This is a genomic window from Avibacterium gallinarum, assembly GCF_002921135.1.
GTDB lineage: Bacteria > Pseudomonadota > Gammaproteobacteria > Enterobacterales > Pasteurellaceae > Avibacterium > Avibacterium gallinarum.
The window spans coordinates 59,468-77,591 of sequence record NZ_PQVJ01000019.1 but is presented as its reverse complement, the minus strand read 5'-3'; the positions used below and the strand labels follow the sequence as shown (position 1 = coordinate 77,591).

The window sequence follows — 18,124 nt, the reverse complement described above, 5'->3', positions numbered from 1 at the left end:
TTTACACCGCACTTATCATATAAAGAATTTTCTATGATTGAAAACGCTTACTTTAAAAAATGAAAACTACATCACAAAAAAATCGCACTTCTTTCTCAATTTGTGATCTAGTTAATAGTTTATTTTTGGCAATCTGCTATTTTATAACAGTTTATTTTTGTAACCGCTTTCATATTTTCACTTAAGGAGAACATTATGTCTGAACAATTTGTTGCGGCAGATCATCCACACCGCCGCTATAATCCGCTTATCGATCGCTGGGTATTGGTTTCTCCCCATCGAGCAAAACGTCCATGGCAAGGTCAGCAAGAAAAAAATGAAGAAAAGCAAAAACCGAGCTATGATCCAAGCTGTTACCTTTGCCCAAACAATAAACGCATTACAGGCGAACAAAACCCAGATTACCGCAAACCCTTTGTGTTTAAAAATGATTTTTCCGCCTTGTTAGAACAAACGCCAGCCCCCGCGCCGAGTGATGATCCCCTTTTCCAAACTGCCGCTGCTGAAGGGGAAAGCCGCGTGATTTGCTTTTCACCGGATCACAGCAAAACCTTACCATTACTCACGGTGGAAGAAATTGTTGGTGTGATTGACGTATGGCAAGCTCAGCTTAACGAGCTAGGGCAGCGTTATCCTTGGGTACAAATCTTTGAAAATAAAGGTGCGGCAATGGGCTGTTCCAATCCGCACCCGCACGGACAAATTTGGGCAAACAGTTTTCTGCCGAATGAAGTAGCGCAAGAAGATTTAGCGCAACAACGTTACTTTGAAAAACACGGTTCAGTGCTATTGGTGGATTATGTGCAACGTGAATTAGCGCGGAAAGAACGCATTGTGGTGGAAACCAAACACTGGGTTGCCCTTGTACCTTATTGGGCTGTATGGCCTTTTGAAACCTTATTACTGCCAAAAGTTCATATTAAAAATTTCGCTCAGCTCAGCCCTGAACAACAGCAAGATTTGGCGCTTGCCTTGAAGTTGCTCACCACCAAATATGACAACCTGTTTGAAACCTCTTTCCCTTATTCAATGGGTTTTCATTTTGCCCCATTTAATGGCAAAGAAAATGATCATTGGCAGCTGCACGCGCATTTTTATCCTCCATTATTACGCTCTGCCACGGTGCGCAAATTTATGGTGGGCTATGAAATGCTAGGCGAAAGCCAGCGCGATCTCACCGCAGAACAAGCGGCAGAAAGATTACGCGCCTTAAGCGATATTCATTACAAATTACGCTAAATCAAAAAAGGAGATAATCAATGAACCCACAACAACGAGCAGAACAATTATTTTCCGAAAAATTCCACCGCACTTTTGATCTGCGTGTTTATGCCCCTGGGCGTGTCAATATTATCGGCGAGCATACGGATTACAATGACGGCTTTGTAATGCCTTGCGCGATTAATTACGGCACAGCAGTATGCGGTGCAAAGCGTGATGACAGCCTTTTCCGTGTTTATGCCGCCGATCTTGATGAATTTGACGAATTTGATCTTGCCAAACCGATCGAGCCTAATCCCGCCCACAAATGGACAGGCTATGTGCGTGGCGTGGTGAAATTTATTCAAGCGCAATGTCCCGACTTCAAACAAGGCGCGGATTTAGTGATTAGTGGTAACGTCCCACTTTCTGCGGGCTTAAGTTCTTCAGCTTCTCTTGAAGTGGCGGTGGGAAAATTCTGCCAACAGCTCGCACAACTTCCACTCAGCGATACCCAGCTGGCATTAATCGGGCAGCAAGCAGAAAACAAATTTGTGGGCGCGAATTGCGGTAATATGGATCAGCTGATCTCTGCCCTTGGACAAAAAGATCATTTATTAATGATCGATTGCCGCAGCCTTGAAACTCAGCCAACCCCTGTCCCCAATGATGTAGCAGTGATGATTGTCAATTCGCACGTTAAACACGATTTAGTGGCAGGTGAATACAACACACGCCGCGCGCAATGTGAACAAGCGGCAGAATTTTTTGGTGTGAAAGCCTTGCGTGATGTGTCCGTAGAACAATTCGAAAAAATGGAAGAAAAACTCACCGCACTTGATCCTATCGTAGCCAAACGCGCCAAACACGTTGTTAGCGAAAATGCACGCGTGCTTGCCGCAGTGGAAGCCTTAACACAAGGCGATCTCACAAAACTTGGGCAATTAATGGCACAATCCCACGATTCAATGCGCGATGATTTCGAGATCACCGTGCCACAAATTGATTACTTGGTGGAACTAGCCCAACTTGCCGTGGGTAACACAGGCGGCGCAAGAATGACAGGCGGTGGCTTTGGTGGTTGTATCGTGGTGGTGGCGCCGTTGGATAAGGTGGACGCCGTGCGTAACATCATCGCAGAAAACTATGAAAAACAAACAGGATTAAAAGAAGATTTCTATGTTTGCACCGCCTCACAAGGGGTCGCCGTATGTTAAGACAATCTCACACAGGGCTTGCGCCAGACGGCAAGCCCTTCAACCTATTTACCCTAACCAATCAACAAGGAATGCGCATTCAATTAATGGATTGGGGCGCAACTTGGCTTTCTTGCCAAGTGCCTGTTAATGGCGGCTTACAAGAAGTGCTATTGGGCGCGCAAGTGCCTGATTACCTAAAACAACAAGCCTATTTAGGTGTCACCGTGGGGCGTTATGCCAACCGCATTGCCAACAGCCGTTTTCGTTTAAATGGCAGAACGGTTTACCTTAACGCCAATCAAGGCAAACACCAACTTCACGGCGGCGAAGGCTTTGATAAACGCCGTTGGCAAGTGGAAAAGTGCGGTGATAATTTTGTCCAATTTTCTCTGTTCTCGCCAGATGGCGATCAAGGTTTTATCGGCAATGTGCAAGTGAAAACCACTTATCGCTTAACGGAACAAAATAGCGTTCGCATTGAATTTGAAGCCCTAAGTGATGCAGACACACCGCTTAATCTCACCAATCACGCCTATTTTAATTTAGATAACGCAAGCCAAGGCACAGACGTACGCGGACATTTTCTGCAACTGAATGCGGACTATTTTTTACCCGTGGACGAACAAGGCATTCCTAACGCGCCACTCAAAACAGTGCAAGGCTCAAGCTTTGATTTCCGCCAAGAAAAAACGCTCGCGCAAGATTTCTTACAACAAGAACAGCAGCTCACCAAAGGCTATGATCACGCCTTTTTACTCAATAGCACGCAACCTTGCGCTGTACTGACTTCCAGCAATCGCCAGCTTTCCCTTGCCCTTTCCACCTCGCAACCAGCGTTGCAAATTTACACAGGGAATTATCTGGCTGGCACGCCAAATCGCCTAGGCTATACTTACCAAGATTATCAAGGCATCGCCCTTGAACCCGAGTACCTGCCTGATACCCCAAATCACCCAGAATGGCAAAAATACGGCGGCATTGGTAAGAAAAATCGGCCTTACAAGCAATGGATTGAGTATCAGTTTGGGGTAAACAATTAAATGGTTTTGATTGGAGTATAGCCTTACACATTAATAGTTCTTGTAAAGAACTATTATCTTGAGTAAAATCTTCAGTAACACACTCGCCAGGCCTCTTATCATTGTATATACAATGATATTGCACAAATCGGCGAGTTTTTTTATATATGAGGAATGTCAATAATAAAATGCTTACTTTTAAGAAACCCGAAAAAAGTAATACTGAGTTGATTAAAGAATGGAAGAAAAGAGGATTAACCATTCCTGATGAACAACGCGCGGAACGTTATTTAGAATTCATTAGTTATTATCGACTTTCAGCCTATACGATTCCTTTTCAAACCCCATCTTCTACACAACCTCATCAGTTTAAGCCAAATACTACATTTGATGATATTTTAAATTTGTATATCTTTGATAGAGAGCTTCGGTTATTAGTTATGGACGCGATAGAACGTATCGAAGTCGCGATACGTACGCAAATTTGTAACGTACTTTCTTTACAAAAAGATGACAATAAAGATTCTTTAGGCGCTTTTTGGTATTTAGAAGGGAAACATTTTCTGCATAAATTCGCTCATTTTCAGTTTTTGTCAAAGCTAGAAAAACATCTTCTAGATGAAAAGAATAAACTAGAGCGTGATATTAAAAAGATTGAAAAAAGAGAACACCTTTCTAGAGAGCAGAAAGAAACCCTAATAGAAAAAGCCCAAAAAGAAAACTTTGTACGCCATTATGTATCCCAATATGACAATCCCAAACTTCCCCCTTGCTGGATGATGGTTGAAATGCTTACTTGGGGTGAATTAAGTAATTTATACGCACATTTACGTTCATCAAGTTTAAAAAACAAATTGCTACTAATTTAGGCGTAACTAGGGAAATATTGGAATCTTGGCTAAAAGCGTTTAATACGATTCGCAATATTTGTGCACACCATAGCCGCCTTTGGAATCGTGAATTAGGAATTGCAATTAAAATACCTCATTCTACTAAAATCCGCTGGCTATCTGTTATTCCACAACGAAACCAGCTTAATAATATCCAATTTGAGCGCCGGATTTATTCTATATTGGTAGCACTACAAACAATACTTTATACCGTAAGTCCTAAATCCAGCTGGGCAAAACGATTAAAAGCACTAATAGAGAAATATCCCCAACTCTCTTTGTTTAATATGGGAATCCCTGAGAATTGGCATCAAGATAGCTTTTGGAAAAATGCCTTAAAATAAAAACAATGAAAAAACTACCGCTCTTTTCTAGTGCGGTAGTTTTTTCCCGGATTTATCTACAACACCACCATATCATCACGATGCACCGCGACAGAGCCGTATTCATAGCCCAAAATTTGCGGAATATCTTGCGATTTTTTGCCTTTGATTAAATTCAACGCATCGCTGTTGTAGCGTGGAATACCAAGGGCGATAACTTTACCGTTAGGCTGTTGGATTTTCACCACTTCGCCGCGCGAGAAGCGCCCTTCGATTTGTGCAATGCCTGCTGGAAGCAAGGATTTATGCTGAATTAGCACCGCACTTGTTGCCCCTTCGTCAATGATGATCGTGCCTGCAGATGGCGCGGCAAAAAGCCATTGCTTACGGCTTTCAAGGCGATCTGTTTGTACGGTAAATTTGGTGCCGATATTTTCCCCATAAGCCAGATCCACAATCACATTTTGGCGATTGCCGGGGGCGATAATGGTTTCCACGCCCGAACGGGTGGCAACGTCCGCGGCGATGACTTTGGTGGACATTCCGCCTGTGCCGAGGGTTGTGCCACTTCCGCCAGCAATTTGGCGAATATCATCAGTGATTTTTTCCACCACGGAAAGCAATTTGGCTTGCGGATTTTTTCTTGGATCGCTATCGAACAAGCCTTGTTGATCGGTGAGTAAATAAAGTTGCTCCGCTTGTGCCAAAATGGCCACCAGTGCTGATAAATTATCGTTATCGCCCACTTTAATTTCGGCCGTAGCAACAGCATCATTCTCATTAATTACAGGAATAATGCCGTTATCTAATAAGGCGTTAAGGGTATCTCGCGCATTAAGAAAACGCTCGCGATCTTCGATATCAGCACGGCTGAGCAAAATTTGCCCGATGTGAATATCATAAATGGAAAATAGCTGTTCCCAAGTTTGAATTAGCTGGCTTTGCCCCACGGCAGCTAATAATTGCTTTGATGCAATAGTAGGCGGAAGTTGTGGGTGGTTGAGATAATCGCGCCCTGCCGCCATTGCGCCAGAAGTAACAATAATAATGCGAAAGCCTGCTTGGTGCAGTTGGGTGATTTGGCGTACAATTTCCATCATATGTGGACGATGAAGCTTGGTTGTGCCTTGGGTTAAGGTGCTTGTACCAAACTTCACGACAATGGTTTTCTTTTGTTCCATACAAAATTTTCCTGTTAATGTTGAATGCCCGAAACCCTATCATTAAATGAGAAAAATTTCATTAAATTTTCACCGCACTTTCTATGATTTAAAACAATCTTTGTTACCTAAAAAGCGTTATAATATCGACATTTTTTAATCAACTTATCTTAGCCAAAATGTCAGAGCAAAGTCGTATTGAACGCCAACGTGAAGTAACAAGGTTATGTATAAAAGTCGCATTAATGCTACTTCAACACGGGGCAGAAAGTGCTGTTGTGGTGCAAATGTCGCATAGATTAGGACGCGCCTTGGGAATGGATAGTGTGGAATGTGCATTAACACCCAACGCGGTGATTATCACCACGCTCTATCATAATCATTGTATTACCACCGCACGCAAAAATGTTGATCAGGGCATAAATATGCATATTGTTACGGAAGTGCAGCGGGTGGTGATTACTGCCGAACGCCGTATTTATGATCTGCACCAAGTGAAAAAACGCCTTGAGAAAATTAAGCCATTTAAGTATAACCGTTATCTTGTGGTGCTGATGATTGGCTTATCTTGCGCCTGTTTTGCCCATTTGTCTGGCGGTGATAGTCGGATTTCACTCATCACCTTTGTTGCCGCAGCCATTGCGATGTTTATTCGCCAAGCCCTTGCCCATCGGCATTACAATCCGATTATTGTGTTTTCCATTACAGCCTTTATCGCCTCGATTATTTCAGGAATGGCGCTGAAATATCAGTTAGGCAATGATCCGCAAATCGCCCTTGCTTCTAGCGTGCTTTTGCTCGTGCCGGGCTTTCCATTGATTAATTCGCTGGCGGATATTCTCAAAGGCCACGTTGGTATGGGCTTAGGGCGTTGGACGATTGCCACCATTCTCACCTTTGGCGCGTGTTTGGGCATTGTCTTTGCCCTAGCGTTGTTGAACATTCCCTATTGGGGAGAATTAAAATGACCTTATTGCTGAATTTATTCGATGATATGCTGTTTGCCGCCATTCCTGCGGTGGGCTTTGCTTTAGTTTTTAATGTTCCGCCTAAGGCTTTGAAATATTGTGCGATTTTAGGCGCGTTAGGACACGGCTTGCGAACCTTGCTCGTGCATTTTGATGTGCCCTTAGTGTTTGCCACTTTTGCAGGCGCAAGTTTAATTGGTTTTATCGGCGTGCATTTATCCCACCGTTATCTTGCCCACCCAAAAGTGTTTACCGTCGCGGCGATTATTCCGATGATCCCAGGGGTTTATGCTTATAAAGCGATGATCGCCATTGTGCAAATTCACCATTATGGCTTTTCCGATGTGTTATTTGCCCAAATGATTGATTATTTTATTAAAACTGGCTTTATTTTAGGTGCATTGGTTTTTGGCTTGGCGCTACCGGGCTTATTGTTCTATCGACAAAAACCTGTAATATAATAGGCAAAGCAAGGTAAATAAAAGGAAAGCAAATGACGCTCAGTTTAATTGTGGCAATGACGAAAAATAATGTGATCGGGAAAGATAATCAAATGCCGTGGCATTTGCCGGCTGATCTTGCGTGGTTTCGCCAAAATACGCAAGGCAAGCCGGTGATTATGGGGCGAAAAACCTTTGAGAGCATTGGTCGTCCGTTGCCAAAACGCACCAATATTGTGCTTTCCCGTTCCCCTTTTCAGCACGAAGGCGTGATTTGGAAAAGTGATTTTGCCAGTGCGGTGGATTTTGTCAAAGATTTTCCTGAAATAATGCTTATCGGCGGTGGTGAGCTATTTAAACAATATCTTCCTATCGCGGATAAACTCTATCTTACTGAAATTCAAGCAGAAATTGACGGCGATACGTTTTTTCCACAAATTGATTGGACAGAATGGCAAATTGAATTTGAGCAATATCGCCCCGCCGATGAAAATAATCCTTATGATTGTCGGTTTTTAATTTTACAACGAATTAATAGAACGCATCCATAACAAAAAAGGAAGGTCGATTTGGCTTACCTTCCTTCGTTTGGTTAATTAGCTTTATACAAAAGTGCGGTGCTTTTTTTAACTATTTTTATGCTTTTTTCTGACATTTCGGGCAGAAAAAGCTATTACGTTGTCCGATAACTAAACTTTCAATTTTTGTCCCGCACGTTGGACAAGGCTTATCTTTATTGCCGTAAACCCGTAGTTCTTGGGCGAAATAACCGGGGCGGCCGTCAGGTTGTAAGAAGTCTTTCAAGGTTGTACCACCTTGCGCAATGGCGGTGGCAAGCACTTGTTTAATGGTTTGAACCAGCAATTCGCATTGAGATTTGGTTAAGTTTTTGGCTAATTTCAGCGGATGTAAACCGCACAAAAAGAGCGTTTCATTGGCATAAATATTGCCCACGCCTACCACCACCGCATTATCCATTAAAAAGGTTTTAAGTGCGGTCTGTTTTTTACGAGATTTTTTGAACAGATATTCCCCAGTAAATTCTGCTGAAAGGGGTTCTGGGCCAAGTTTGGCAAAAAGATGAAAATCTGCCAGATTATCCGTCCAAAGCCACGCACCAAAACGGCGAGGATCGTTATAACGCAGCACCTTGCCATTATTCATCACAATATCTAAATGATCGTGCTTATCAATGGGACTATCCTGTGGCACTACACGCAAAGATCCCGACATTCCCAAATGCCCTATGATCACACCTTTTTCCGTATGAATGATCAGATATTTTGCACGGCGGGAAAGATGGCTCACTTTAACCTGCTTAAACTCACTTAATTGTGGGCTGACTTCCCAACGTAATTTAGGATTGCGTACCACGATTTTTTCAATGGTAAATCCGGTTAAATAAGGGGAAATCCCATTTTTAGTGGTTTCAACTTCAGGTAATTCAGGCATTTTTTCTCCGTGCGAATAGGGGTAAATAGGGTTTGGGTTCTAATGAAAATCTCTCTGCGTTACGCTATAAATAGGGGCAATCAATTAAAATCCAAGAAAAGCGCCTATAAAAGACATAAAAAAACCCGAACAAGTCGGGTTTTTCTAATTCATCAAAGCCAAATTATTTGATTTTAGCTTCTTTGTAAATAACGTGTTTACGCACAACAGGATCAAATTTTTTGATCTCCATTTTTTCTGGCATATTACGTTTGTTTTTAGTTGTTGTGTAGAAATGACCGGTTTCAGCTGTTGAAACTAAACGGATTTTTTCACGAGCACCTTTAGCTGCCATTTTTTAGCTCCTTAGATTTTCTCGCCACGAGCACGGATTTCAGCTAACACTGCATCAATGCCTTTTTTATCAATAATACGCATACCTTTCGCTGTTAAGCGTAAAGTTACGAAACGTTTTTCAGACTCAACCCAGAAACGGTGAGTGTGTAAGTTAGGAAGAAAACGACGACGAGTCGCGTTCATTGCGTGTGAGCGGTTGTTACCAACTGCTGGACGCTTGCCTGTTACTTGACAGACTCTAGACATATTAATCTCCAATAAATCAAATATAAGCTCGAGCTTAGGGTTCGGATTACTGCAAACTAGGTTTGCAAGCCACCTCGTCAGGTCGCTGTAACCGACCCGCATACTATATTAAAGGTGGCAAATTATACTCACTTTATTTGCTATACTCAAGCCTAAATCACTTAATTAACGCAATAAATGACAAAAAAATCAGCAATTCCACCGCTTCATTCTTGCAGAATGGCTATTATAACCACCCTTTTTCACTAAAAGAAACATAACAGCCTTTGCCGATCACAAAATGATCCAGCACGCGAATTTCCACTAATTCTGCCACTTTTTGGATCTTTTCCGTGATGATCCGATCGGAATTGCTCGGCTCTGCAATGCCTGATGGGTGATTATGCGCCAAAATAATCGCCGCCGCATTACAAAAAAGTGCGCTTTTAACAATTTCTCTAGGATACACCGCGGCTGTGTTAATCGTACCTAAAAACATTTCTTCTTTTTTGATCAGACGATGCTGATTATCTAAAAAAAGTACCAAAAAAACTTCCCGCTCTTTATGTTCTAGCTCTGTTTGCAAATACATTCTCACCAACTCTGGGCGAGTAAATGCCTGCGCCATTTCCAATTCTTGCAATAAATAACGCTTTGTCATTTCTGTGCTGGCTTGCAGCTGGATAAATTGTGTAATGCCTAAGCCTTTAACGTTGCAAAAGGCTTTTTGATCCGCACTGATTAATTGCCGCAACGATCCAAAATGTTCAAGAACCACACGAGATAATTCCATTACCGAACAATTCTTGATTCCCGTGCGTAAAAAAATAGCTAATAATTCGCTATCATTAAGGGCTTCTGCGCCAAATTTTATCAGTTTTTCCCGTGGCATTAAGATGGTCATTTGTGGCGATCATTTCATTTTTAATATCAAATTGCGGATCTTTTTAACATAGACAGCTGTGTTCTGACAGGCTTCCCTACGACTTTTGCGATCCAGATCGAAAAATTGAATTTTTTATTGGGGAAAATTACAGTAAAATTAACCGCACTTTTAATTTGGATTGATTGGAAATAATGCAAGATCTTCAAGGAAAACGTATTGTTGTTGGCATAACAGGTGGGATCGCGGCTTATAAAAGCATTGAGCTAATTCGCTTGTTACGCAAAAGCCAAGCGGAAGTGCGTGTGGTTCTCACACCAGCGGCGGCAGAATTTGTTACGCCACTCACCTTGCAAGCCATTTCAGGTAATGCGGTGGCGCAGTCATTGCTTGATCCCCAAGCGGAGCTGGCAATGGGGCATATTGAACTAGCGAAATGGGCAGATCTCATTGTAATCGCCCCTGCCAGCGCAGATTTTATGGCACGCTTAAATGCAGGAATGGCCAATGATCTGCTCACGACTATTTGTCTTGCCACTAGCGCACCGATTTTGCTTGCGCCTGCGATGAATCAGCAAATGTTCCGCCAACCCATTACCCAACAAAATTTGGCCAGTTTAAAAGCCCGTGGCATTGCAACCATTGGGCCTAACAGTGGTGAACAGGCTTGTGGAGATATGGGCTTTGGGCGAATGTCAGAACCTGCGGAAATTTACACCGCACTTTGCGAAATCTTGTTACCACCACAAGATCTTAGCCATTTAACCATTGCTATCACCGCTGGCCCAACTCGCGAAGCCATTGATCCTGTGCGTTATATTAGCAATCATAGTTCGGGCAAAATGGGCTTTGCTATCGCTGAAGCTTTTGCCAAACGGGGCGCGAAAGTCAAATTAATTGCAGGGCCAGTGAATTTGCCTACGCCAGCTCAAGTGGAACGAATTGATGTGATTTCCGCGCAAGAAATGGCAGACGCATCTCTTTCCCTTGCACCACAAGTGGATATTTTTATTGGTTGCGCTGCAGTGGCGGATTACCGTATCGCGCAAATCGCCGAGCAAAAAATGAAGAAAACTGCCGATAGCGATACACTCACCTTAGAATTGGTGAAAAACCCTGATATTATTGCGGCGGTGGCGGCGCTGAATGAAAATCGCCCATTTGTGGTGGGGTTTGCGGCAGAAACGCAAAATGTTGCACAATATGCACAAGACAAATTAGCGCGTAAAAATTTAGATCTGATCTGCGCCAATGATGTGTCTAACGGACAAGGCTTTAATGGTGATGACAACCAGCTCCAGCTTTTCTGGCGTGATGGCAGCGTGCAATTACCGCGTAGCAGTAAAAAAGATCTGGCGGTGCAACTTGCGCAACAGATTGTAGAACGCTTTCAAGCTCAAGTTTGAACGAAGGAATAAACGAAAAATGAAAAAGATTGACGTAAAAATTTTAGATAGCCGAATTGGCACAGAATTTCCCTTGCCAGCTTATGCCACAAGCGGTTCAGCGGGCTTAGATCTGCGTGCGTTGGTGGAAGAAAGTTTTGAAATTCAACCGGGGGAAACCAAATTAATCCCCACTGGGCTTTCTATTTATATCGGCGATCCTAACCTTGCGGCAGTAATTTTGCCACGTTCAGGGCTTGGGCATAAAAATGGGATTGTATTGGGCAATTTGGTGGGCTTAATTGATTCAGACTACCAAGGGCCGTTAATGGTATCAATGTGGAACCGTGGCTCGCAGCCTTTTAAAGTGGAAGTGGGCGATCGCATTGCGCAGCTAGTTTTCGTGCCAGTGGTGCAAGCAGAATTTAATATTGTGAGTGATTTTGAACAAACAGAACGTGGCGAAGGCGGATTTGGCCATTCAGGCAAACAATAGAGGAACTATGGTCGAAGAACAACTGGAAATTGCAGGCATTGAGCCTGCGCCTGAGCAAACTAAGCAAAATAATCCAGCTAAGCTCAGCGAAAAAAATACAGAAAAAGCACCGAAAAGCGACAAACGCAGTGTAAAAGAACGCCGTCAGCAAGTGCTAACTGTACTCACTCATATGCTTCATTCAGAACAAGGAATGGAACGAATGACCACAGCACGTCTTGCAGAAAAAGTGGGGGTATCTGAAGCCGCGTTATATCGCTATTTCCCAAGCAAAACCAAAATGTTCGAGGCCTTGATTGAAAATTTGGAAGGCACATTATTTAGCCGTATTAACCAATCAATCAAAAACGAAACCAACACAATGAACCGCGTGCGCGATATTTTACAAATGATCTTAGATTTTGCACGCAAAAACCCTGGGCTAACCCGAGTGCTAACAGGCCACGCCTTAATGTTTGAAGATCCAAAATTACAAGCACGCGTGGCGCAATTTTTCGATCGCCTAGAATTCCAATTTGTGAATATTTTACAAATGCGCAAACTGCGTGAAGGGCGCGCCTTTAGCATTGATGAGCGTATCATCGCCACTTATTTAGTCAATCTCTGCGAAGGGCAGTTTATGCGTTATGTGCGGTCGAATTTTCGCCATAATTCAAACCAGAACTTTGAACAACAGTGGAAACTTATTGCGGTACACTTTGCATAATAGTAATTTTTAGGTAAGATGATGATCATTCCTTGGCAAGATTTAGAAGAAGAAACGCTCATTAATATTGCAGAAAGTTTCATTCTGCGTGAAGGGACGGATTACGGTGAACAGGAGCTTTCTCTGCAACAGAAAACTCAAAACTTGCTGACCAACATACGTCAAGGAAAGGCTGTAATTGTTTGGTCGGAATTACACGAGTCCATTGACATTAAAGATAAAATGGAATTTCTTAATCATAGATGATAAATGTAGGAGGACACCGTGCAGGAACAACAAGGGCAACACACTCCACCAATGGATCCAACCTTAGAGTGGTTTTTATCCCATTGTCATATCCACAAATACCCAACCAAAAGCTCAATTATTCACGCAGGTGAAAAAGCGGAAACCCTTTATTATCTCATCAAAGGCTCTGTAGCGATTTTGGTGAAAGATGAAGACGGCAAAGAAATGATCCTAACTTACCTAAATCAAGGGGATTTCTTCGGCGAAGCGGGATTATTTGAAGAAGGTCAGGAACGTTCCGCTTGGGTGAAAACGAAGACGACTTGTGAAGTGGCAGAAATTTCGTACAAAAAATTCCGCCAGCTTATTCAAGTAAACCCTGAAATTTTAATGTATTTATCAGGGCAGCTTGCACGTCGTTTACAAAATACATCAAGACAAGTTCGCAACCTTGCTTTCCTTGATGTCGCTGGTCGCATAGCACAAACCTTGCTAAATCTAGCAAAAATGCCTGACGCAATGACCCACCCTGAAGGAATGCAGATCAAAATTACACGACAAGAGATTGGTCAAATGGTCGGCTGTTCTCGTGAAACCGTAGGGCGAATTTTGAAAATGTTGGAAGATCAACATCTTATTTCTGCTCACGGCAAAACTATTGTGGTTTATCATTCAAGATAAAAATATCTATTAACGAAAAGAGCGGTGGAAAATTTAGAAATTTTTCACCGCTCTTTCTTTTTTTCACTTTCGCCACTAGTGCTTATTACCAAAAGGCGGTTTGGCGAACCACACCACAACGAAAAGCAACATAAACATTATGGCAGACAGCCAGAAAATTTCATTGGCGCCGATGATAAATCCTTGCGCAGTAATACTTTGCGCTAAGGACATTGATGTTTGCGTATCATTCAAACCCACTTGCGCCATTGTATCGTAATAGGCTTGCGCATTGGGGTTATAAGGATTAATCGCTTCGGTGAATTGGGTGTGATGCACCGCCTCACGGTTATACCATAAAAAGGTGGTCAGCGATGTGCCAATTGAACCGGCAAGGGTGCGCAGAAAATTAAATAAACTTGATGCAGACGCCATTTTTTCTGGCGGTAAGCCTGATAGCGTAATGGTGGTGAGCGGCATAAAAAAGCACGCTACGGCAATCCCTTGAATTAGCTGCGGCAAGGCGACATCAGCAAAGGTCATCGCAGGTTCAAAGGTTACGGCACGCCAATGGAAGGTTAGCGCATAGACCATAAAACTGATTGTAACCAAAATGCGCATATCAATTTTGTAGCCAAAACGTCCGATGATTGGCGAAAGCAAAATTGGGAATAAACCCACTGGTGCAGCCGCCAGCCCTGCCCAAGTGGCAGTGTAGCCGTACACTTGTTGTAACAGTAAAGGAATCAGCACCACCGAGCCGAGATAAATTAAAAACGCAAGGCTGGTACACAGACAGCCAACGCTGAAATTGCGTGACTTGAACAGGGAAATATCCACCACAGGGTTTTCGTCCGTCAATTCCCAAATAATCAACGCAATTAAGGCGATGGCGGAAACAATAGTTAGCACCACGATTTCAGTGGAATTAAACCAATCTTGCTCGCGTCCTTGATCAAGCATTAATTGCAAACAGCCCACACCTACCACAAGCAGAATTAAGCCAATCATATCAATAGGCTGTTGGAAAGTTTTGGTTTCTCGCTTGCCTAAGATTTTCCAGCTGAGAAAAATCACACATAGCCCAATCGGCACATTAATGAAGAAAATCCAGCCCCAGTGCAGGTTATCACTGATCCAACCGCCAAGAATCGGGCCAAAAATTGGTGCAACTACCACGGTCATAGACCAAAACGCCAGTGCCATACTGCGTTTTGCAGGGGGATAATTATTGAGCAATAAACTTTGTGAAAGGGGAATAATCGGCCCTGCTGCTAGCCCTTGGAAGATGCGGCATAAAATCAACATTCCTAGGCTATGAGAAATGCCACATAGCCAAGAAGCCAGCACAAATAATCCAGTGGCGATTAAAAACAAGCGCACTTCACCAAAGCGTTTAGCCAGCCAGCCTGTAATGGGAATAGACACCGCATTTGCCACGCCGAATGAAGTAATCACCCAAGTGCCTTGACTGAACGATGCACCCAAATCCCCTGCAATGGTGGGTATTGCCACATTAGCAATGGTGGAATCCAGCACTTGCATAAAGGTTGCCAAGGATAGGGCAATGGTCATCACCGCAAGGGCTGCGCCCTGAATCGGTTTTTGCATTTTATTCACCTGCATTGGCTTGAATAATTTGTTCGGCTAATTGATGTACAGGGCTTAAATCGTAATCTAACACCTTGGTTTCATATAGCACTTGGTTTGGACGAGATTCACGCAGCACCTTGCCTTGCGTGTCTGCCACATTCACTTCCACCGTGGCAGAAAGCCCTATGCGCAACGGATATTTTTCTACTTGTTCAGGATCGAGATCGATACGCACTGGTACACGTTGCACCACTTTGATCCAGTTCCCTGTGGCGTTCTGTGCAGGCAAAAGAGAGAATGCGCTGCCCGTTCCCATTGAAATACCGCTGATTTTACCATCAAACCTCACATCATCACCGTATAAATCAAAGACTAATTTCACAGGCTGACCAATACGCATTTTGCCGAGCTGGGTTTCTTTAAAGTTCGCGTCCACCCACATTTGTTGATTGGACACCACCGCCATTAATGGGCTGCCCACCGCGACTTTTTGCCCCACTTGCACATTACGGCGCGCCACATAACCATCAACAGGGCTGACAATTTGACTGCGTTGTAAGTTCAACCAAGCAAGGGTTAAGGCACTCACCGCATTTTTCACCGCAGGTTGTTCTCGTAGCGGCAAATCTTTTAATAAGGCTTGATTGGCTGCTAATTGATTTTGCGTGGCTTGCAGATCTGCTTGCGCCATATTCACCGCTTCTCTGGCGTGCTGTAAGGTTTCTTTATCAATAGATCCCGTTTTGGCTAATTGCTCACGGCGTTGCAAATCACCTTTGGCTTTATTAAGTGCGGTGCTTTTTGCGTTCAAAATGGATTGTAATTGTTTCACCGTAAAACCTAACTGCTCAATTTGACGCACGCTGCTGGCGAGATTATCTTGCGCCTGCTGGAAATGCAGTTTGAGATCCGTATCATCAAGTTGCAATAACACATCGCCTGCGTGGACAAAATCCATATCGTCCACATTAATTTTGCTCACATTGCCGCTCACTTGTGCCGAAATCATCACTTGGTTGCCTGCCACATAGGCATCTTCCGTTTCTTCATAATTTCGCACAAAGAAAAACCAATATACGTTCGTGATAATCGCGATCAGCAGCAAAATCGTAATGAAATAGCCAAGGGCTTTTTTACGTTTGGCTTTTGGCGAAGCCGGTTTTTTGTAGTCTGTTTGTTCGGTCATTTTATTTACCTATTAAAGATTTTCTAAATTGCTGAGCAGTTTGAGTAATAATTGCTTTAACTGCTGTTGTTCTTGCTTGTCTAACACGGAAAAAATGTCATTGACTTGTTTCCATTGATTTGGCAATAGTTGCTCCAAAAACTGCACACCTTGCGCTGTGAGTTTTAAAGAAAAAGCACGGCGATCGCCTGCTACTTCCGTGCGTTCTAACCATTCCCGCTTCACTAATTCATCAGCAATGCGTGTGGCATTGGTTTTAGAATAACCAAAAATCTCACTTAATTTGCTCGGCTGCAAAGAATGATTTGGCTGGCAATACAGCACGGCCAACGCCATAAATAGGGTGTCATTGAGCTGATATTTTTTTAATAACTGATTGCGTCTTTCCACATAATGGCTACTGTTGTGTAGCAACAAACGCGCCAACAAAATTTGCTCCACAGGCATCACGGGATTATTTTGCGCAGATTGACGAATTAACCTTTCTTGTTCTGAAAACGAAATCGGCATAGACATAATAATAACCAAGTAGAAAATAAACTGCGTAATAGTAACTCTGGTTACTATTTAAGTCAAAAAAAATACCGCACTTTAGTGTAAAGTGATCTGCTCCCCAAAAGTTGGACAGCATCCACAAATTAAGGAGCGGATTTTTTATGGGAAAATATTATTCAACAGAGTTTAAACTGTGGGCGATATCGTTAGTCTCTGAGTAGGGAATGAGCGTACGTCAGGCAGCGGAATATTGTTCTCTTTCCAATCATAGCCAAATTGTGATTTGGTTGCAACGCGTTAAGAAATACAAGAAATACGGTATTAATGGGCTCATCCGTCAGCCTAATCGGAAGAAGAATGTGATGAGATTACCCAAACGCCCCGTCAAAACCGCTGAAAAAGAACTTTTATTATAAGAACTTGAGTATCTTCGTGCGGAGAATTCCTATTTAAAAAAGTCTTTGGCGCTCATAGGCCTCAAACTCAAGCGGAAAGTGTGCCACCGTCCGAGAGTTAAGGGTGCAATTTCCCCTTTCCGTATTACTGACAGTGGCGAAACTGCCTCGCACTACATTCTATTATGCAAGAAAAATCAATGGGTTAGATGATATTAATAACTTGATACTGGAAATATTTAAGGCGAGTCAAGGACGAGATGGTTACCGTATTATTCGAGCAAAGCTACACGAGCAAGGGCATTATCTAAGTGGAAAAACGATGCTGAAACGAATGCGTCACCTAAATATCCACTCCTGCGTAAAGCGAAAAAGTGTATGAAGATGGGAGGAGCCGCTTATCTCGCACCAAATTTGATGGCAAGAAATTTTAAAGCGAAGGCGCTAAACGAGAAGTGGGTCATTGATGTGACCGAATTTCGTGTAGGGAATGAAAAGCTGTATCTTTCACCGATGATGGATTTGGCGAACCGTGAGATTATTGCCTACCAAATCGGACGGCGACAACGTTTTGGGCTTGTTTCAAAAATGCTTAAAGAAGCCTTATCGAAGCGAGATTCTGGCGCAGCTCCACTGATTCAGTGCGACCAAGATTCAAAGCATGGTCGCAAGGGGAATTGCGATGATAGAGCGCTTTTTTAGCATTGTGAAGTCGGAATGTTTTTACCCGAATCGTTTTGCCAATATCGTAGAGCTGGAGGAGGCGCTGCACGAATATATTCGCTAATATAACGAATTGCGGATTAAACCCGCATTAAACAATTTGAGCCCTGTGCAATACAGAGCTCAATATTTAACTTCCTAGGTGTCTAGGATTTGGGGTGC

Annotated in this window: 22 protein-coding genes and 2 pseudogenes; 16 read left to right on the top strand and 8 right to left on the bottom strand. The window is 43.0% G+C overall.

Annotated features, from left to right (window positions below; translation table 11 throughout):
* The first annotated feature begins 195 nt into the window (after positions 1–195).
* The 4 genes and pseudogenes from galT to C3007_RS11855 all read left to right on the top strand — a co-directional run bounded on the left by galT (position 196) and on the right by C3007_RS11855 (position 4,652).
* Positions 196–1,239 carry a galactose-1-phosphate uridylyltransferase gene (gene galT / locus C3007_RS07690; RefSeq protein WP_103853900.1) on the top strand — a complete coding sequence of 348 codons (1,044 nt, stop codon included), beginning with the start codon at positions 196–198 and terminating at the stop codon, positions 1,237–1,239.
* Positions 1,240–1,259: 20 nt separating this feature from the next.
* Positions 1,260–2,417, top strand: a complete 1,158-nt coding sequence (gene galK, locus C3007_RS07685) for a galactokinase (protein ID WP_103853899.1) — start codon at positions 1,260–1,262, stop codon at positions 2,415–2,417.
* Entirely contained in the window at positions 2,411–3,439 is a 1,029-nt protein-coding gene (gene galM / locus C3007_RS07680; RefSeq protein ID WP_103853898.1) for a galactose-1-epimerase, read from the top strand. The genes galK and galM overlap by 7 nt, the downstream gene beginning before the upstream one ends.
* Before the next feature lie 146 nt (positions 3,440–3,585).
* Positions 3,586–4,652, top strand: a pseudogene (locus tag C3007_RS11855) (Abi family protein).
* Between the two features lie 56 nt (positions 4,653–4,708).
* Here the strand turns inward: C3007_RS11855 and proB are convergent.
* Positions 4,709–5,812 carry a glutamate 5-kinase gene (gene proB, locus C3007_RS07670; protein ID WP_103853897.1) on the bottom strand — a complete coding sequence of 368 codons (1,104 nt, stop codon included), beginning with the start codon at positions 5,810–5,812 and terminating at the stop codon, positions 4,709–4,711.
* Positions 5,813–5,970: 158 nt separating this feature from the next.
* On the opposite strand from proB, the gene C3007_RS07665 reads away from it, so the two are divergent.
* From C3007_RS07665 to folA, 3 genes are read left to right on the top strand one after another with little or no spacing between them, the layout of a single operon-like run.
* Positions 5,971–6,759, top strand: a complete 789-nt coding sequence (locus C3007_RS07665) for a threonine/serine exporter family protein (RefSeq protein ID WP_103853896.1) — start codon at positions 5,971–5,973, stop codon at positions 6,757–6,759.
* Positions 6,756–7,220 (top strand): threonine/serine exporter family protein, encoded by a 465-nt coding sequence (locus tag C3007_RS07660; RefSeq protein ID WP_103853895.1) that lies wholly within the window; start codon positions 6,756–6,758, stop codon positions 7,218–7,220. The genes C3007_RS07665 and C3007_RS07660 overlap by 4 nt, the downstream gene beginning before the upstream one ends.
* A 32-nt stretch (positions 7,221–7,252) precedes the next feature.
* Positions 7,253–7,750 (top strand): type 3 dihydrofolate reductase, encoded by a 498-nt coding sequence (folA, locus tag C3007_RS07655; protein WP_103853894.1) that lies wholly within the window; start codon positions 7,253–7,255, stop codon positions 7,748–7,750.
* 85 nt (positions 7,751–7,835) lie between these two features.
* Here the strand turns inward: folA and mutM are convergent, their stop codons facing one another.
* From mutM to radC, 4 genes are all read right to left on the bottom strand, one after another.
* On the bottom strand, positions 7,836–8,651 hold the full coding sequence (mutM, locus tag C3007_RS07650) for a bifunctional DNA-formamidopyrimidine glycosylase/DNA-(apurinic or apyrimidinic site) lyase (protein WP_103853893.1): 816 nt from the start codon (positions 8,649–8,651) through the stop codon (positions 7,836–7,838).
* A 163-nt stretch (positions 8,652–8,814) separates the two neighbouring features.
* The gene (gene rpmG, locus C3007_RS07645; RefSeq protein WP_005542835.1) at positions 8,815–8,985 is read right to left on the bottom strand and encodes a 50S ribosomal protein L33; all 171 of its coding nucleotides are present in this window, start codon (positions 8,983–8,985) and stop codon (positions 8,815–8,817) included.
* A gap of 11 nt (positions 8,986–8,996) precedes the next feature.
* Positions 8,997–9,233: a 50S ribosomal protein L28 gene (gene rpmB / locus C3007_RS07640; protein WP_011608297.1), complete on the bottom strand. Its 237-nt coding sequence runs from the start codon at positions 9,231–9,233 to the stop codon at positions 8,997–8,999.
* Between the two features lie 226 nt (positions 9,234–9,459).
* On the bottom strand, positions 9,460–10,116 hold the full coding sequence (gene radC, locus C3007_RS07635) for a RadC family protein (protein ID WP_103853892.1): 657 nt from the start codon (positions 10,114–10,116) through the stop codon (positions 9,460–9,462).
* Positions 10,117–10,289: 173 nt separating this feature from the next.
* Here radC and coaBC point away from each other — a divergent pair, with 173 nt between their 5' ends.
* The 5 genes from coaBC to crp are packed head-to-tail and all read left to right on the top strand — an operon-like array spanning position 10,290 to position 13,591.
* Positions 10,290–11,501 carry a bifunctional phosphopantothenoylcysteine decarboxylase/phosphopantothenate--cysteine ligase CoaBC gene (coaBC, locus tag C3007_RS07630; protein WP_103853891.1) on the top strand — a complete coding sequence of 404 codons (1,212 nt, stop codon included), beginning with the start codon at positions 10,290–10,292 and terminating at the stop codon, positions 11,499–11,501.
* A gap of 19 nt (positions 11,502–11,520) precedes the next feature.
* Complete coding sequence (gene dut / locus C3007_RS07625; RefSeq protein ID WP_103853890.1) at positions 11,521–11,976, top strand: dUTP diphosphatase; 456 nt, start codon at positions 11,521–11,523, stop codon at positions 11,974–11,976.
* 7 nt (positions 11,977–11,983) lie between these two features.
* Complete coding sequence (slmA, locus tag C3007_RS07620) at positions 11,984–12,682, top strand: nucleoid occlusion factor SlmA (protein WP_103853889.1); 699 nt, start codon at positions 11,984–11,986, stop codon at positions 12,680–12,682.
* Positions 12,683–12,703: 21 nt separating this feature from the next.
* Positions 12,704–12,928 carry a YheU family protein gene (locus C3007_RS07615; RefSeq protein WP_103853888.1) on the top strand — a complete coding sequence of 75 codons (225 nt, stop codon included), beginning with the start codon at positions 12,704–12,706 and terminating at the stop codon, positions 12,926–12,928.
* Positions 12,929–12,946: 18 nt separating this feature from the next.
* Entirely contained in the window at positions 12,947–13,591 is a 645-nt protein-coding gene (crp, locus tag C3007_RS07610; protein ID WP_103853887.1) for a cAMP-activated global transcriptional regulator CRP, read from the top strand.
* A gap of 75 nt (positions 13,592–13,666) precedes the next feature.
* Here the strand turns inward: crp and C3007_RS07605 are convergent, their stop codons facing one another.
* From C3007_RS07605 to mprA, 3 genes are read right to left on the bottom strand one after another with little or no spacing between them, the layout of a single operon-like run.
* Positions 13,667–15,181, bottom strand: coding sequence for a DHA2 family efflux MFS transporter permease subunit (locus C3007_RS07605; RefSeq protein ID WP_103853886.1), 1,515 nt, complete (start codon positions 15,179–15,181; stop codon positions 13,667–13,669).
* 1 nt (position 15,182) lies between these two features.
* Entirely contained in the window at positions 15,183–16,349 is a 1,167-nt protein-coding gene (locus C3007_RS07600) for an EmrA/EmrK family multidrug efflux transporter periplasmic adaptor subunit (RefSeq protein WP_103853885.1), read from the bottom strand.
* A gap of 12 nt (positions 16,350–16,361) precedes the next feature.
* A complete protein-coding gene (gene mprA / locus C3007_RS07595; RefSeq protein ID WP_103853884.1) occupies positions 16,362–16,865 on the bottom strand; it encodes a transcriptional repressor MprA in 504 nt (167 codons plus the stop codon).
* 203 nt (positions 16,866–17,068) lie between these two features.
* Here mprA and C3007_RS11460 point away from each other — a divergent pair, with 203 nt between their 5' ends.
* From C3007_RS11460 to C3007_RS11845, 4 genes and pseudogenes are all read left to right on the top strand, one after another.
* On the top strand, positions 17,069–17,260 hold the full coding sequence (locus tag C3007_RS11460) for a hypothetical protein (protein WP_123772535.1): 192 nt from the start codon (positions 17,069–17,071) through the stop codon (positions 17,258–17,260).
* Between the two features lie 103 nt (positions 17,261–17,363).
* Positions 17,364–17,621 (top strand): helix-turn-helix domain-containing protein, encoded by a 258-nt coding sequence (locus C3007_RS11850; RefSeq protein ID WP_103853883.1) that lies wholly within the window; start codon positions 17,364–17,366, stop codon positions 17,619–17,621.
* The gene (locus C3007_RS07585; protein WP_103853882.1) at positions 17,618–17,941 is read left to right on the top strand and encodes a DDE-type integrase/transposase/recombinase; all 324 of its coding nucleotides are present in this window, start codon (positions 17,618–17,620) and stop codon (positions 17,939–17,941) included. Before C3007_RS11850 ends, C3007_RS07585 begins: the two co-directional genes overlap by 4 nt.
* Positions 17,901–18,104: pseudogene (locus C3007_RS11845) on the top strand (IS3 family transposase). Before C3007_RS07585 ends, C3007_RS11845 begins: the two are co-directional and overlap by 41 nt.
* Positions 18,105–18,124 lie beyond the last annotated feature (20 nt).

Bases quoted from the DNA above. Each gene is read 5' to 3' on its own strand.
- galT (WP_103853900.1), top strand. From the start codon at position 196: ATGTCTGAACAATTTGTTGCGGCAGATCATCCACACCGCCGCTATAAT.
- galK (WP_103853899.1), top strand. From the start codon at position 1,260: ATGAACCCACAACAACGAGCAGAACAATTATTTTCCGAAAAATTCCAC.
- galM (WP_103853898.1), top strand. From the start codon at position 2,411: ATGTTAAGACAATCTCACACAGGGCTTGCGCCAGACGGCAAGCCCTTC.
- proB (WP_103853897.1), bottom strand. From the start codon at position 5,812: ATGGAACAAAAGAAAACCATTGTCGTGAAGTTTGGTACAAGCACCTTA.
- C3007_RS07665 (WP_103853896.1), top strand. From the start codon at position 5,971: ATGTCAGAGCAAAGTCGTATTGAACGCCAACGTGAAGTAACAAGGTTA.
- C3007_RS07660 (WP_103853895.1), top strand. From the start codon at position 6,756: ATGACCTTATTGCTGAATTTATTCGATGATATGCTGTTTGCCGCCATT.
- folA (WP_103853894.1), top strand. From the start codon at position 7,253: ATGACGCTCAGTTTAATTGTGGCAATGACGAAAAATAATGTGATCGGG.
- mutM (WP_103853893.1), bottom strand. From the start codon at position 8,651: ATGCCTGAATTACCTGAAGTTGAAACCACTAAAAATGGGATTTCCCCT.
- rpmG (WP_005542835.1), bottom strand. From the start codon at position 8,985: ATGGCAGCTAAAGGTGCTCGTGAAAAAATCCGTTTAGTTTCAACAGCT.
- rpmB (WP_011608297.1), bottom strand. From the start codon at position 9,233: ATGTCTAGAGTCTGTCAAGTAACAGGCAAGCGTCCAGCAGTTGGTAAC.
- radC (WP_103853892.1), bottom strand. From the start codon at position 10,116: ATGACCATCTTAATGCCACGGGAAAAACTGATAAAATTTGGCGCAGAA.
- coaBC (WP_103853891.1), top strand. From the start codon at position 10,290: ATGCAAGATCTTCAAGGAAAACGTATTGTTGTTGGCATAACAGGTGGG.
- dut (WP_103853890.1), top strand. From the start codon at position 11,521: ATGAAAAAGATTGACGTAAAAATTTTAGATAGCCGAATTGGCACAGAA.
- slmA (WP_103853889.1), top strand. From the start codon at position 11,984: ATGGTCGAAGAACAACTGGAAATTGCAGGCATTGAGCCTGCGCCTGAG.
- C3007_RS07615 (WP_103853888.1), top strand. From the start codon at position 12,704: ATGATCATTCCTTGGCAAGATTTAGAAGAAGAAACGCTCATTAATATT.
- C3007_RS07605 (WP_103853886.1), bottom strand. From the start codon at position 15,181: ATGCAAAAACCGATTCAGGGCGCAGCCCTTGCGGTGATGACCATTGCC.
- C3007_RS07600 (WP_103853885.1), bottom strand. From the start codon at position 16,349: ATGACCGAACAAACAGACTACAAAAAACCGGCTTCGCCAAAAGCCAAA.
- mprA (WP_103853884.1), bottom strand. From the start codon at position 16,865: ATGTCTATGCCGATTTCGTTTTCAGAACAAGAAAGGTTAATTCGTCAA.
- C3007_RS11460 (WP_123772535.1), top strand. From the start codon at position 17,069: ATGAGCGTACGTCAGGCAGCGGAATATTGTTCTCTTTCCAATCATAGC.
- C3007_RS07585 (WP_103853882.1), top strand. From the start codon at position 17,618: ATGAAGATGGGAGGAGCCGCTTATCTCGCACCAAATTTGATGGCAAGA.